A 12,686-nucleotide genomic window follows, 5' to 3' on the forward strand; every position below is an offset into this window, starting at 1 on the left:
TTTTACTTGATTTACTAGGTCTTGTCAAGTAGAAGCCCTTCGTTCCCGCCGTATTTTCCGCGATAACCGGGGAAGACCGTAAGGTGACGATACGCTCGAGGATCGGACCGACTTGGGGCGTGTGCCGGAACGTTGTCGATGGAGAATTTTCCTGTCAGCATACGTTCCTTTACATATCGTTTGTGATGCCGCTGCGCCGGTATCATGCGCACAGCCGGCGGAGAAAAAGCCGCGGCAGTGGCGTATGCGTTACCGTGTTTTACAGGACGGGAAAAGAAAGGCTGCAGGCAGTATTTTTTGTTGAAGGAGCAAGCAGATGAGACGGTTTGTACATTTACATAACCATACACAATACAGTCTTTTTGACGGCTTGACGCGCATTCCGGAAATGGTAGCCAAGGCCAAGGAACTGGAGATGCCGGCCGTAGCGATTACGGATCATGGCAACATGTACGGCGTCATTTCGTTGTACAAGGAAGCGAAGGCGCAGGGCATCAAGCCGCTTTTAGGCTGTGAAGTGTATATGACGCGCGGCAGTCGCTTTGAGCAGAAGGGAAAGGAACGGCTCTGCCACCTGATCTTGCTGGCCAAGACGAAAGAAGGCTACCAAAATCTTGTCAAGATCGTATCGAAGGGCTTTGTTGACGGGGAAAACAGCTATCATCGTCCTCGTGTGGACTATGATTTGCTGGAGCAGCACCATACGGGGCTTTTGGCGCTGAGCGCCTGCATTGAAGGGCAGATACAGCAGGAGATCCTCAATCATAACGAAGCCGGTGCCAGACGGGTGTTGGAACGGATGATCGCCATCTTCGGCAAAGATGATTTTTACTTGGAAGTCCAGAATCATGGCCTGCCTGAAGAGGCGACGGTTCGCAGCGTTTTCCGAAATTGGTCGGAGGAATACGGTGTGAAACTGGTGGCGACCAATGATTTTCACTACCTGAACAAGGAAGATGCAGCGGCGCAGGAAGTAAAACTTTGTATTTCTACGGCCAGCACGTTGGATGATCCGAATCATTTCCGCTTTGCCAATCAGGAGTTTTACATGAAAAGCGGCGATGAAATGGAACGGCTTTTTCCGGATTTGCCGGAAGCGTTGGATACGACTTTGGAGATTGCCGAAAAATGCAATGTCGAAATTAATTTTGACGAACGGCACCTGCCGCAGTTTCCCGTACCTCAAGGCGAGACGGATGAGACGTATTTGCGCAAGCTTTGCGAAGCGGCGCTGCCGGTCAGGTACAAGCCGGTTACGGCTGCAGTGCGTCAACGTCTTGATTATGAGTTGGGCGTTATCAGTGATATGGGATTTCCGTCATATTTTCTCATTGTCTGGGATTATGTCAAATATGCCCGGGATCACGCTATTCCCGTCGGACCCGGTCGCGGTTCGGCAGCCGGTTCCGTCGTCGCCTATTTGCTGGGGATCACAGGACTCGATCCGCTGCAATATGATCTTCTCTTCGAACGCTTTCTCAATCCGGAACGGGTGACCATGCCTGATATCGATATGGATTTCTGTTATGAAAACCGCAGTCGGATTATTGATTATGTGACGCGAAAATACGGCAAAGATCATGTGGCGCAGATCATCACCTTCGGTACGTTGGCGGCTCGGGCGGTTCTGCGGGATGTCGGCAGAGTCCTGAATATTCCCCTCAGTGAGGTCAACCGTATTATGAAAATGGTACCGAACGAGCTGGGAATCACATTGGACAAGGCGTTGAAAATCAGCAGGGAATTTCGGAATGAATACGAAACGAAGCCGGAAGTACAGCGCCTCGTCAATTTCGGCAAAGCGCTGGAAGGACTTGTGCGGCATTCTTCGACTCATGCCGCTGGTGTCGTGATTTCGGCGGCGCCTGTCGATGATTATGTGCCGATGCAGTATTCGAAAGAAGGCTATTTGACGACGCAGTACGATAAAGATATCATCGAGGAACTGGGCCTGTTGAAGATGGACTTTCTCGGTTTGCGGACGTTGACCGTTATCGGTGATACGGTCAAGCTCATCAAGCAGAGCCGTCATGTGGACTTGGATATCGACGCCCTTCCCCTTGATGATCAGGCAACGTGCGCCTTATTGACGGAAGGCGATACGGCCGGCGTCTTTCAAATGGAATCGACGGGAATTACCAATTTGGTAAAAGACCTGGCGCCGCAGCATTTTGAAGATATGATCCCGCTGGTGGCGCTCTATCGCCCGGGGCCGTTGGGCAGCGGCATGGTCGACGATTTTATCAAAGGCAGTCATGGAGAAAAAACGGTTACTTACCTGCACCCCCTTCTGGAACCGATTCTGCGTGATACGTACGGCGTCATCCTTTATCAGGAACAGGTCATGCAAATCGCTTCGGTTATGGGCGGCTTCAGTCTGGGGCAGGCCGACCTGCTGCGGCGGGCCATGGGCAAGAAGAAAGAGTATATTCTGAAGGCCCAGCGCGAAGCCTTTCTGGCGGGGACTGAAACCAAGGGGATTGATCAGGAGATTGCCAACAAGGTGTTCGATCTGATGATTTATTTCGCCGGTTACGGTTTCAATAAATCGCATTCCGCCGCCTATGCCTACGTAGCCTGGCAGACAGCGTATTTAAAGGCGCACTATCGGCCGGAGTTCATGGCGGCTACGATGACGAGCATGATCAATGACGTCAGCAAGATCAGCTACTACGTTGCCGAATGTCGCCGTCACGGCGTGGCGGTCCTGTCACCGGACGTTAATGCCAGTATGGCCATGTTTTCCGTCCAGGACGGAAATATCCGTTTCGGCTTGGCCGGTGTCAAGAGCGTCGGCGAACATGCGATCCAAACGATTATTGAAACGCGGACGAAAGGAGGCGCCTTCACGTCGCTCAGCGATTTTTGCAGCCGTGTCGACGCCCATGTCGTCAATCACCGGGCCATTGAGAGTTTGATCAAGTGCGGCGCCATGGATTCGTTCGGCAAAAAGCGGTCGCAGCTGATGGCCGTCATCGATCAGGCCATGTCGCTCGGCGCCATTTGCCAGAAGGATACGGCTTCGGGACAAATGGGACTCTTTGATACCGATGAGGTGGCGGCCGTAACGGAACTGGAATATCCTGATATCGATGAGTATCCGATGGACATGCGCCTGGCCATGGAAAAAGAATATGACGGCTTTTATTTCAGCGGTCACCCGTTGAATGCGTATGAAAAGGAAATGAAGGCGGTTACGCCGTTGGCCGCATTATATGCGGAAGACGGAGAGACTTATGACGGCAAGTCGATCAGTATCGGCGGCCTGGTTACGGCGCGGCGCCAGGTGCTGACGAAGCGCAATGAGCAGATGGCTATCCTTACTGTCGAAGATTTTACGCACGCCGTTACGGTCGTCGTCTTTCCGCGTGTTTATGAACGCTGTCTGAACATGACGACTGTCGACATGGCGGTTGCTGTTCGCGGCAAAGCGGATATTACCGATGATGCCGTGCAGATCGTTGCCGATGAGATCCGGCCGCTGGCGGCAGCGAAAGACGCGGCGCGGCAACTGCCGCACCGGCAGGCGCCTTTGCCCGGAACGGAATGGAAAGCAGGTGACGGAAGCAAATTGTTCATCAAGATTCCGGCGCATTTGGAACGGACGAATTTTGCCGAAGAGGTTGCCGGCGTTTTGCGTGAATACCCCGGCAGTGTGAAGGTGTATTTTCACTTTGCCGGCAGCCGACGGACGATCCTTGCCGATAAACAGTATTGGATCACGCCGGGACGGGATTTGCAGGAACGCCTATCGGGCATGCTGGGGAAGGGCGATGTCATCTTGCAGTGACGGCAGCGATTTGCCGGCAGCCATTGACGCAGTATGCCTTGCGAAAAACGTCGCCTGATTCTTGCAAAGCGGCGACGCTTATGCTATACTATATCAGCATAGGTTTTGAATGAGTGATGAGAAGAGGTGTGAGTGGTGAAGGAAGGAATCCATCCGAAGTACGGTAAAGCCGTTGTAACATGCGCATGCGGCAATACGTTTGAAACCGGTTCAACAGCATCTGAACTGCGCGTGGAAATTTGCTCGAAATGCCATCCGTTCTTTACGGGTCAGCAGCGTGCCCAGGCGGCCCGCGGCCGTATCGAACAGTTTAATAAACGTTATGGTAAAAAAGGCTAAACAGCTGAATAGCGGCAATACAAGTGGACGGCAGAGCAGCAATGCTCTGCTCTATTTGTATGCAGAAGGGATTTTTGTATGAAGAAACCGATATATGTAGGCGGCCAAGCCGTTATTGAAGGCGTAATGATGCGTGGCCCTGAATATATAGCGACTGCCGTGCGGACGCCGTCTGGAGAAATTACGGTGAAAAAGGATCCGATCCGTTCCGTCGGTGATCGCTTTCCGATCTTGAAGAAGCCTTTTCTGCGCGGCTCCGTAGCGTTGGGTGAATCGTTGGTGTACGGCATGCGCAGTTTATCATACTCGGCCCAGGCGTCTGGAGAAGAAGATGAGCAGATGAGCGATCGGCAGATGGCGCTTACCATGCTCTTTTCCGCTGCACTGGCCATCGTCTTTTTTGTCGTCGTTCCGACGTTCGGTGCAAAATTTATTCCCGGCGTTGCGTCGGATCCTTTTCGTCTGAACATCGTTGAAGGCGTTCTGCGATTGGTCGTTTTCCTGCTCTATATTTGGGGGATATCCCTGACCGGCGATATTCGCCGTGTTTTCGAATATCACGGCGCCGAGCATAAGACGATATGGGCATACGAGTCCGGCTTGGCGTTGACAGTAGAGAATGTACGTAAACAGAGTCGTCTGCATCCGCGATGCGGTACGAATTTTCTGCTGATTGTCATGGTCGTTTCCATCTTTGTCTTCGCATTCTTAGGCTGGCCGTCTTTGCCGGTGCGGATTCTGTCGCGCGTCGTACTGATGCCGGTTGTCGCCGGTATCAGCTATGAAATGATCCGCTTGGCAAGTCGTACGGAAAATCCGCTTGTCGCGGCTTTGTTCAAACCGGGCTTGTGGCTTCAGTACCTGACAACGCGCGAACCCCATGCCGACCAGATAGAAGTGGCGATCAGCGCGTTAGAAGCGGCGAAGCCGGCGGAAAAAGAAGTGACAGAAACGGCTTTTGCCGCAACAGTGCGGGAGCAATCGATCTGATATTTGAAAGTGAGGAACCGTTGGTGTTTATTGATAAGGTACGGGCAGTAGAAAATAAATTCATCGATTTGGAGCAGCGTATCAGTGATCCGTCCGTTATTGCCAGGCAAGATGAATGGCAGCGCCTGACACGTGAACATGCCGCATTGGCGCCTCTCGTCGCGGCTTTTCGCAAGTATAAGGAGGTAACGGCGGCGATTGACGGCGATAAGGATATTCTTGCCGACAATGGCAGTGATGAAGAACTGGCGGCAATGGCCAAGGAAGAACTGATCGCCCTTGAAAAAGAACGGGATGCGCTGGAAGACGAACTGCACATGCTCATGCTGCCGAAAGATCCGCATGACGATAAAAATGTTATTATGGAAATTCGCGGCGGCGCCGGCGGTGATGAAGCGGCGTTGTTTGCCGGCGATCTTTTCCGCATGTATTCGAAATATATTGAAAAGCAGAAGGGCTGGAAGGCGAGCATTATCAGTTCCAATGCGCCGGAGCTGGGGGGATTTAAGGAAGTCATCTTTTCCGTTGAAGGGAACGGTGTGTACGGTAAGCTGAAATACGAATCCGGCGTTCACCGCGTGCAGCGCGTCCCCGTTACGGAAGCGGGCGGCCGAATTCACACGTCGACGGCAACGGTTGCCGTTTTACCGGAAGCGGAAGATGTCGAGGTCGAACTGAATATGGATGACGTGAGAACGGATTATTTCCGTTCCAGCGGTGCCGGCGGCCAGCATGTCAACAAGACGTCTTCCGCTGTGCGTATGACGCATATTCCGACGGGGATTGTCGTCGAATGTCAGGATGAACGGTCACAGCTCGAAAACCGGGCGAAAGCGGTGCGAGTCTTGAAGGCGCGCCTGCTGGACAAAGCGCAACAGGAAGCGACTGCCGAAGTAACGGAAACGCGGCGCAGTCAGGTCGGTACCGGCGACCGCAGCGAACGGATCCGTACGTATAACTATCCGCAGGGAAGGGTAACGGATCACCGCGTTAACGTGACTCTCTATAAATTGGAAAGCGTGTTGAACGGTGAAATCGATGAATTCGTCCAAGCTTTGGCGGAAGCGCGTCGTGCCGAATTGATGAAAGAAGCCGAAGCCAATGACTGAGCTTTGGACGATCGGTGCTCTTTTGCAGTGGACACAGCGTTTTTTTGCCGCCAAAGGAATTGATACGGCCCGTCTTGATGCGGAGCTTCTTCTTGCCCATGTCCTTCAAAAAGAACGCATTTACTTATACGCCCATTATGATGAACCTTTGTCGACGGGAGAGTTGGCGGCTTACCGTGAACTGGTCAGGAAGCGGGGACAGCGGTTTTCCGTTGCTCATCTTCTCGGAACCAAGTCGTTTATGGGGCTCAAATTTTCCGTAACGGAAGATGTCCTTGTCCCGCGGCCGGAGACGGAGCTTCTCGTTGAAGCGGTTTTGGAACGGGAACCGCGTGACTCTACGGCGGCCGTTTTGGACATCGGCACGGGCAGCGGCGCCATTGTTCTCAGCATTTGTCACTATTTGCCGCAGGCAACGGGGCTCGGTGTCGATATTTCGGCGGCAGCGCTGGCCGTTGCCGCAAAAAACGGCGCCTCCCTTGATTTGCCGCAAGTACGATGGCAGGAAAGCGATTTAACGGCGGCAGTCGGCACGCAGACTTTCGATTGGATACTTTCCAATCCGCCGTATCTGACGGCCGGCGATATGGCGGCGTTGGAGCCGGAAGTGAGACACGATCCGCAATTGGCGCTTTTCGGCGGCCCTGACGGGCTCGCCTTTTATCGGCGCCTGGCGGCCGTCATGGCGGAGCACTTGAAACCCGGCGGCCATTGCGCCGTTGAAATCGGCAGCGGTCAGCGCCAGGCTGTTGCCGCTATTTTCGCCGCTGTCGGGAACTATTCCGAAGTGACGGTGATTCCCGATTACGGCGGTATCGAACGGGTTCTTATTTGGCAGCGAAAAGAGCGAATATGATGAAAAAGACGAAGATAGTACGCATTACAGATGTTGAACGGGATCGGGAGAGCCTAAACGAAGCAGGGCGAATTATTCGCGCCGGCGGCCTTGTCGTTTTTCCGACGGAAACCGTTTACGGTATCGGCGCAAACGGTCTTGACAGTGATGCCTGCCGCAGCATTTACACGGCCAAGGGACGTCCCAGCGACAATCCGCTGATCTTGACGGTGCCGGATAAAAAAGGGGTCATGCAAGTGGCCAGAGAGCTGCCGCCTCTCGCCGAAGCCTTGCTGGATCGATTTTGGCCGGGGCCGTTGACCGTTATTTTTCCGCGTCGGCCCAATGTGCCGGATGCAGCTACCGGCGGCTTAGATACGGTAGCGCTGCGCTGTCCTGATCACGCCGTTGCCCGGGCATTTTTGCGGAGTGCCGGTGTTCCCGTGGCCGGTCCCAGTGCCAATCTGTCAGGCCGGCCGAGCCCGACGACGGCGGCGGAAGCGGCGCATGACATGGAAGGTCGTGTAGATATGATTATTGACGGCGGTCCCTGTCATATCGGCGTGGAGTCGACGATTGTGGAATGTATCGATGAACGGACCGTGACGATTTTGCGGCCCGGCGGTGTCACGGCGGCCATGCTCGGTGAAGTGGCGGAACGGGTTTTGGTCGATACGGCGTTGAGCGGTACTGCCGGCGTACCGAAGGCGCCGGGGATGAAATACCGTCATTATGCGCCGGCAGCAGCGATGATCGTTTATGTCGGCAGCGGTGAAGCGGTGGCGGCGGCGATTGCGGCGCAGCGCCGGGAAACGGCGGGAAAGCGTATCGGTTACCTCGTCAGCAGTGAGACGGCGGCAGTCCTGCCGCAGGAGAACTGTTATATCTGGGGCAATCGGGGCGATAAAGCGGCGTTAGCCAATCAACTGTACGGCGGGCTTCTTTTCTTTGACTCCCACCCCGTCGACCTGATCCTGGCCGAAGGCGTCGATGAAGACGGACTGGGGGCGGCTATTATGAACCGCATGGGCAAGGCTGCCGGCGGTCATGTTGTCGTGCTGTAAACAAGATGGTATAATAAAATCAATCATCATAAAGGAGGCTCATCCTATGAAATTAGTCATCGGAAGCGATCACGGCGGTTTCAAGTTGAAGGAAGAGATCAAGACATTTCTGACGGAAGAAGGGATTGCCTTTACTGACTATGGTACGTTGACGCTGGACAGATGTGATTATCCGGAAATTGCCAAAAAAGTCGGCGAAGCCGTAGCCTGCGGAACATTTGACCGGGGAATTTTGCTTTGCGGTACCGGTATCGGTATCGGTATTGCCGCCAATAAAGTGTCCGGGATTCGTGCGGCTTTGTGCCATGACACCTTTTCGGCGGAATACTGTCGCCGCCATAACGATGCCAATATTCTCACGATGGGAGAACGGGTTATCGGGCCGGGACTGGCGAAAGAAATCGTTCGTATTTTTCTGAAAACCGGCTTTGACGGCGGCCGGCATGAAATGCGCGTCAATATGATTAAAGAGATGGACAAATAAACGGACAGGTGAAAAAGGAGTTTATACATGGAAGTACAAGTAATGAATCATCCGCTGATTCAGCATAAAGTAACGTTGATGCGCAAGGTGGAAACGGGATCGAAGGATTTTCGTGATTTGCTTGAAGAGATCACGATGCTCATGGGGTATGAAATTACCCGGGATCTGCCCCTTGAGGATGTTGAAATTCAAACGCCGATTACGAAAATGATCGGCAAACAGATCAGCGGCAAAAAACTGGGGATCGTTCCCGTTCTTCGCGCCGGTCTCGGTATGGTGCAGGGCATGCTCAATCTGATTCCGACGGCAAAGGTAGGACATATCGGTCTCTACCGCGATCCGGAAACGTTGGAACCTGTCGAGTATTACTGCAAGCTTCCCGATGTCGATAATCGTGATTTTATTATCGTCGATCCCATGTTGGCAACGGGCGGCAGCGCTTCGGCCGCCATTACGCTGTTGAAAAACAGGGGGATTCAGCATATTAAGCTGATGTGTCTTGTTGCCGCTCCGAAGGGCGTGCAGCGGATCAATAACGATCATCCTGACGTCAAAATCTTTGTGGCGGCCTTGGATGAAAAGCTTAATGAACACGGCTATATCGTTCCCGGCTTAGGTGACGCCGGTGATCGTATTTTCGGTACGAAGTAAGTTGGTGTAATCGCCAAAGCAGCACTGGAATCTGTAGATTTCAGTGCTGCTTTTATACTATATTTTATACTATATACGTTGGATCTTGGTGTGCAGGCAGAGACTGCCTGTTCGATCTGAAAACGGAAAGGGGGCGTCCCTTCTCCTTTTCGCAGATAGCGCGCGACCCCTTGTGTCTACTGGTATAGAAATAATGTATGCATACAATGTATAACTTGTCCGTTGTAGAGCTGTGACGCTATTTGATATAATGGAGACAAGAGTTGTGTTCTTTCGGGGACGTGCGAATATTAATGAGTAATGACGTGAAGGGAGGATGGTTATGTTGAAAAGACAGAAACAACTTACAGCGGCAGTCGGTATAGCGGCCTTTTTACTTGCGCCTCTCAGTGCAGGCGCCTTCGGGCTCGGCGGTATCATCGGCAGTATAGGCGGCACAGGCAGTACAAACGGCCATATTTCCGGGAAGGCGGTTCCTGCCGGTGATGTGCGTGCCGTTCCGCGAATTGACAACAGCGGTTCCGACGGCGGCGGCCGGTACGATCCTACGAGTTCGGAATGCGTGACGGGAACTGTCTATGATACGTCGGGCCGGGAAATGCCCCGTTGCCGCGTTGTCCTCATGGAGGGGAAAGGATCCAGCTATTTTGTGAAAGACGGCGTTGTTCATTCGACGGGGTTTTATGTCGCCGTAACGAACGACGACGGTTATTTTTCCATTCCCGTTAAGCCCGGATACAGTTATACTGTTGTTGCCTGGGACGGCAGCCTGATCGGTATTGCCCATACGGGCGCGCAGAAAGAGCCGCTTTCGGTAAAAATGAAAGATCAGGGCATGCAGGTTATGTTCAGTAAGTAAGACCGGCATTGCAGCCGGCAACGGTTCAGTTGACTGGGTGAATTTTGTATGGTTGGAAAGCCCCTGTCCGAAGAGATTATTCTCTTCGGACAGGGGCTTTTGACGTGCCGTTCATATTGCCTTCATGTCGGTTACGATATACGGCGTTTCCTGGTAAACCAGGTTCAACCAGTTATGATAGAAAAGGTGGGCGTAGCTGCACCAGATGAAGGATGGCGTTTCTTCCGTGTTATCATTTGGATAATAATTTTCCGGTATGGCAATCGGCAGTCCTTTCTGCTTATCACGAATATATTCGCTTTCCAATGTTCGCCTGTCGTATTCGAAATGACCGAGGACAAAAAAACGGCGATAGTTTTTCGTACCGATAATGTTGATGCCGTTTTTTGAATTGCGAGAGAGTACTTCCAGCTCCGGTCGATTGTAAACGGCAGTATCGTCAATTGCCGTATGCCGTGATTGGGGAATGAAGTAGCGATCGTCAAAGCCGCGCAGGAGAGGGTGGTTTTCGGCGGTCAGCTCATATTCATAAATCCCGAACAACTTTTCTGGCAGGCGTTGTTTGTCGATATGATAGTAATGATACAGCGCTGACTGAGCGCCCCAGCAGAAAGAGAGGGTAGAGAAGACATGCGTTTTTGCCCAGTCCAGATACCGGGTCATTTCCGGCCAATAATCAACGGCGGTGAAGTCAAGGGTTTCGACAGGCGCGCCGGTAATGATAAAACCGTCGTAGTAATCATTTTTGATGTCGGCGAAGACCAGGTAATTTTCTTCCAGATACGTATTGTCGACGTGAGAGGCGGCGTGTGTTGCCGTATAACAGAAATCGACTTCCACCTGTAGCGGTGAATCGCCTAAGAGTCGCAGCAGCTGAAACTCCGTTACCTCCTTCAGCGGCATCAGATTGAGGACGAGGATGCGGAGCGGGCGAATATCCTGGTGGACGGCTCGTCTGCGGCAAATTGTGCCGATCCCTTCGTGATGCAGTTTTTCCCTGGCGCTTAGTCCGTCTTTGATCGTAATCGGCATGGCTTTATTCCCCTCTCCGGTATTTTCTAAATCGCATCTAACGCTTGTTTTACATCGTCCAACAGGTCATCGATATTTTCGATGCCGACGGAGATACGAACCGTTCCCGGCGTAATGCCGCAGGCCTTCTGCGCCTCTGACGACAGCTGCTGATGCGTCGTCGACGCCGGATGGACGAGCAGTGATTTGGAGTCGCCTACGTTGGCGAGATCGGAAAATATCTCGGCCTTGTCGATAAAGGTACGAGCGGCATGGAAGCCGTCCTTCAGTTCAAAGGAAAAAATTGAGCCCGTTCCTTTCGGAAAATACTTGTCTGCCAGCGCTTTATACGGAGAAGACGGGAGCGAGGGGTAATTTACCTTGGCCACTTTCGGATGCTGATCCAGGAAGGCGGCGATTTTCCGGGCGTTTTCGACGTGACGTTCTACACGAAGCGATAAGGTTTCCGTTCCCTGGAGAAGGATCCAGGCGTTAAAAGGACTGATGCTGGGACCGAGATCGCGCAGCCCTTTGGCACGGATGCGGGTCACGAAGCCGGCATCCGGAATATCCTTGGCAAAGTTGACTCCGCCATAAGACGCGTCAGGAGAAGCGAGTTCCGGAAAACGTCCCGAGCCGGCCCAGTCGAAGGCTCCGTTTTCCACGATAACGCCGCCTAAACTCGTGCCGTGACCGCCGATAAACTTCGTTGCCGAATGGAGGACAACGTCAGCGCCGTGTTCCAACGGGCGGAAAAGATATGGCGTGGCGAAGGTATTGTCGACAGAAACGGGCAGGCCGTGTCGGTGCGCAATAGCGGCGATGGCTTCGAAATCGGGAATGTTGACGGCGGGATTGCCGAGGCTTTCGAGATATATCAGCTTGGTTTTAGCCGTGATGGCGCCTTCAAAGGATGTTGGCTGATCAGGATCGGCGAAATGCGTCGTAATGCCAAGATGCTTGAAGGTTTCCGTAAACAGTTCAATCGTACCGCCGTATAACGTCGGGGCGGCGATGAGTTCGTCACCGGCGCCGGCAAGGTTCAGGATGGCAAGCGAAATGGCGGCGGCACCGGTTGCCGTAGCCAAGGCGGCTGTGCCTCCTTCCAAGGCGGCAATGCGTTTTTCGAACACTTCCTGCGTCGGATTGGCGAGACGCGTGTAAATATAGCCCGGCTGCTTTAAGGCGAATTGATCTTCGCCGTCTTGTGTGTTTTTGAACACATACGACGTCGTCTGGTAAATGGGTACGGCGCGGGCGCCTGTCGTCGGATCGGCAGATTGACCTGCATGTTGCTGTAATGTTTCAAATCGGTACGTTTTGCTCATGATGAATTCCCCCTAGATATCGTTTTAACCAACAGAATAACCAGCTTAATAGAGGCAATAAAAAAACTTCCATCCCCTGTAGGGACGGAAGTACCGTGTTACCACCCAATTTCGCTCGCCCTTTACAAGGCAAGCCTCTTCAGGTACGCAGGCGAAAGCCTTTAATACCATAGCGCTGTAATGGGCGCACCCAGATAACTTAACGATTCGGTTATCCGCTCAGAGG

General features: G+C 52.9%; 11 protein-coding genes and 1 other annotated feature (1 of these 12 cut by a window edge). Of the genes, 9 read left to right on the top strand and 2 right to left on the bottom strand.

The annotated features are described in order from the left end of the window. Window positions 1–316: 316 nt before the first annotated feature. The 9 genes from C0977_RS08790 (at window position 317) to C0977_RS08830 (ending at window position 10,121) form a co-directional block, all read left to right on the top strand. A complete protein-coding gene (locus tag C0977_RS08790; protein ID WP_101913121.1) occupies window positions 317–3,790 on the top strand; it encodes a DNA polymerase III subunit alpha in 3,474 nt (1,157 codons plus the stop codon). 135 nt (window positions 3,791–3,925) lie between these two features. After that, the gene (gene rpmE / locus C0977_RS08795; RefSeq protein ID WP_023053693.1) at window positions 3,926–4,129 is read left to right on the top strand and encodes a 50S ribosomal protein L31; all 204 of its coding nucleotides are present in this window, start codon (window positions 3,926–3,928) and stop codon (window positions 4,127–4,129) included. Window positions 4,130–4,207: 78 nt separating this feature from the next. After that, complete coding sequence (locus tag C0977_RS08800; RefSeq protein WP_101913122.1) at window positions 4,208–5,119, top strand: DUF1385 domain-containing protein; 912 nt, start codon at window positions 4,208–4,210, stop codon at window positions 5,117–5,119. 23 nt (window positions 5,120–5,142) lie between these two features. Further along, complete coding sequence (gene prfA, locus C0977_RS08805) at window positions 5,143–6,228, top strand: peptide chain release factor 1 (RefSeq protein WP_101913123.1); 1,086 nt, start codon at window positions 5,143–5,145, stop codon at window positions 6,226–6,228. After that, the gene (gene prmC, locus C0977_RS08810; RefSeq protein WP_101913124.1) at window positions 6,221–7,084 is read left to right on the top strand and encodes a peptide chain release factor N(5)-glutamine methyltransferase; all 864 of its coding nucleotides are present in this window, start codon (window positions 6,221–6,223) and stop codon (window positions 7,082–7,084) included. Before prfA ends, prmC begins: the two co-directional genes overlap by 8 nt. After that, a complete protein-coding gene (locus C0977_RS08815; RefSeq protein WP_101913125.1) occupies window positions 7,084–8,127 on the top strand; it encodes an L-threonylcarbamoyladenylate synthase in 1,044 nt (347 codons plus the stop codon). Before prmC ends, C0977_RS08815 begins: the two co-directional genes overlap by 1 nt. A gap of 46 nt (window positions 8,128–8,173) precedes the next feature. Next, window positions 8,174–8,611 carry a ribose 5-phosphate isomerase B gene (rpiB, locus tag C0977_RS08820; protein ID WP_101913126.1) on the top strand — a complete coding sequence of 146 codons (438 nt, stop codon included), beginning with the start codon at window positions 8,174–8,176 and terminating at the stop codon, window positions 8,609–8,611. 27 nt (window positions 8,612–8,638) lie between these two features. After that, window positions 8,639–9,262, top strand: a complete 624-nt coding sequence (upp, locus tag C0977_RS08825) for a uracil phosphoribosyltransferase (RefSeq protein ID WP_023053687.1) — start codon at window positions 8,639–8,641, stop codon at window positions 9,260–9,262. A gap of 322 nt (window positions 9,263–9,584) precedes the next feature. After that, entirely contained in the window at window positions 9,585–10,121 is a 537-nt protein-coding gene (locus C0977_RS08830; protein WP_101913127.1) for a carboxypeptidase-like regulatory domain-containing protein, read from the top strand. Between the two features lie 111 nt (window positions 10,122–10,232). Here the strand turns inward: C0977_RS08830 and C0977_RS08835 are convergent, their stop codons facing one another. Then, window positions 10,233–11,153, bottom strand: a complete 921-nt coding sequence (locus tag C0977_RS08835) for a homoserine O-succinyltransferase (RefSeq protein WP_101913128.1) — start codon at window positions 11,151–11,153, stop codon at window positions 10,233–10,235. Between the two features lie 26 nt (window positions 11,154–11,179). Further along, window positions 11,180–12,460 (bottom strand): O-acetylhomoserine aminocarboxypropyltransferase/cysteine synthase family protein, encoded by a 1,281-nt coding sequence (locus tag C0977_RS08840; protein ID WP_101913129.1) that lies wholly within the window; start codon window positions 12,458–12,460, stop codon window positions 11,180–11,182. A 77-nt stretch (window positions 12,461–12,537) separates the two neighbouring features. Continuing rightward, window positions 12,538–12,686: a binding site (T-box leader), on the bottom strand (it continues 94 nt past the right edge of the window).

The sequence above is a fragment of the Megasphaera vaginalis (ex Bordigoni et al. 2020) genome (assembly GCF_900240295.1).
GTDB classification, from domain to species: Bacteria; Bacillota; Negativicutes; order Veillonellales; family Megasphaeraceae; genus Megasphaera; species Megasphaera vaginalis.

Bases quoted from the DNA above. Each gene is read 5' to 3' on its own strand.
- C0977_RS08790 (WP_101913121.1), top strand. From the start codon at position 317: ATGAGACGGTTTGTACATTTACATAACCATACACAATACAGTCTTTTT.
- C0977_RS08800 (WP_101913122.1), top strand. From the start codon at position 4,208: ATGAAGAAACCGATATATGTAGGCGGCCAAGCCGTTATTGAAGGCGTA.
- prmC (WP_101913124.1), top strand. From the start codon at position 6,221: ATGACTGAGCTTTGGACGATCGGTGCTCTTTTGCAGTGGACACAGCGT.
- C0977_RS08815 (WP_101913125.1), top strand. From the start codon at position 7,084: ATGAAAAAGACGAAGATAGTACGCATTACAGATGTTGAACGGGATCGG.
- rpiB (WP_101913126.1), top strand. From the start codon at position 8,174: ATGAAATTAGTCATCGGAAGCGATCACGGCGGTTTCAAGTTGAAGGAA.
- upp (WP_023053687.1), top strand. From the start codon at position 8,639: ATGGAAGTACAAGTAATGAATCATCCGCTGATTCAGCATAAAGTAACG.
- C0977_RS08830 (WP_101913127.1), top strand. From the start codon at position 9,585: ATGTTGAAAAGACAGAAACAACTTACAGCGGCAGTCGGTATAGCGGCC.
- C0977_RS08835 (WP_101913128.1), bottom strand. From the start codon at position 11,153: ATGCCGATTACGATCAAAGACGGACTAAGCGCCAGGGAAAAACTGCAT.
- C0977_RS08840 (WP_101913129.1), bottom strand. From the start codon at position 12,460: ATGAGCAAAACGTACCGATTTGAAACATTACAGCAACATGCAGGTCAA.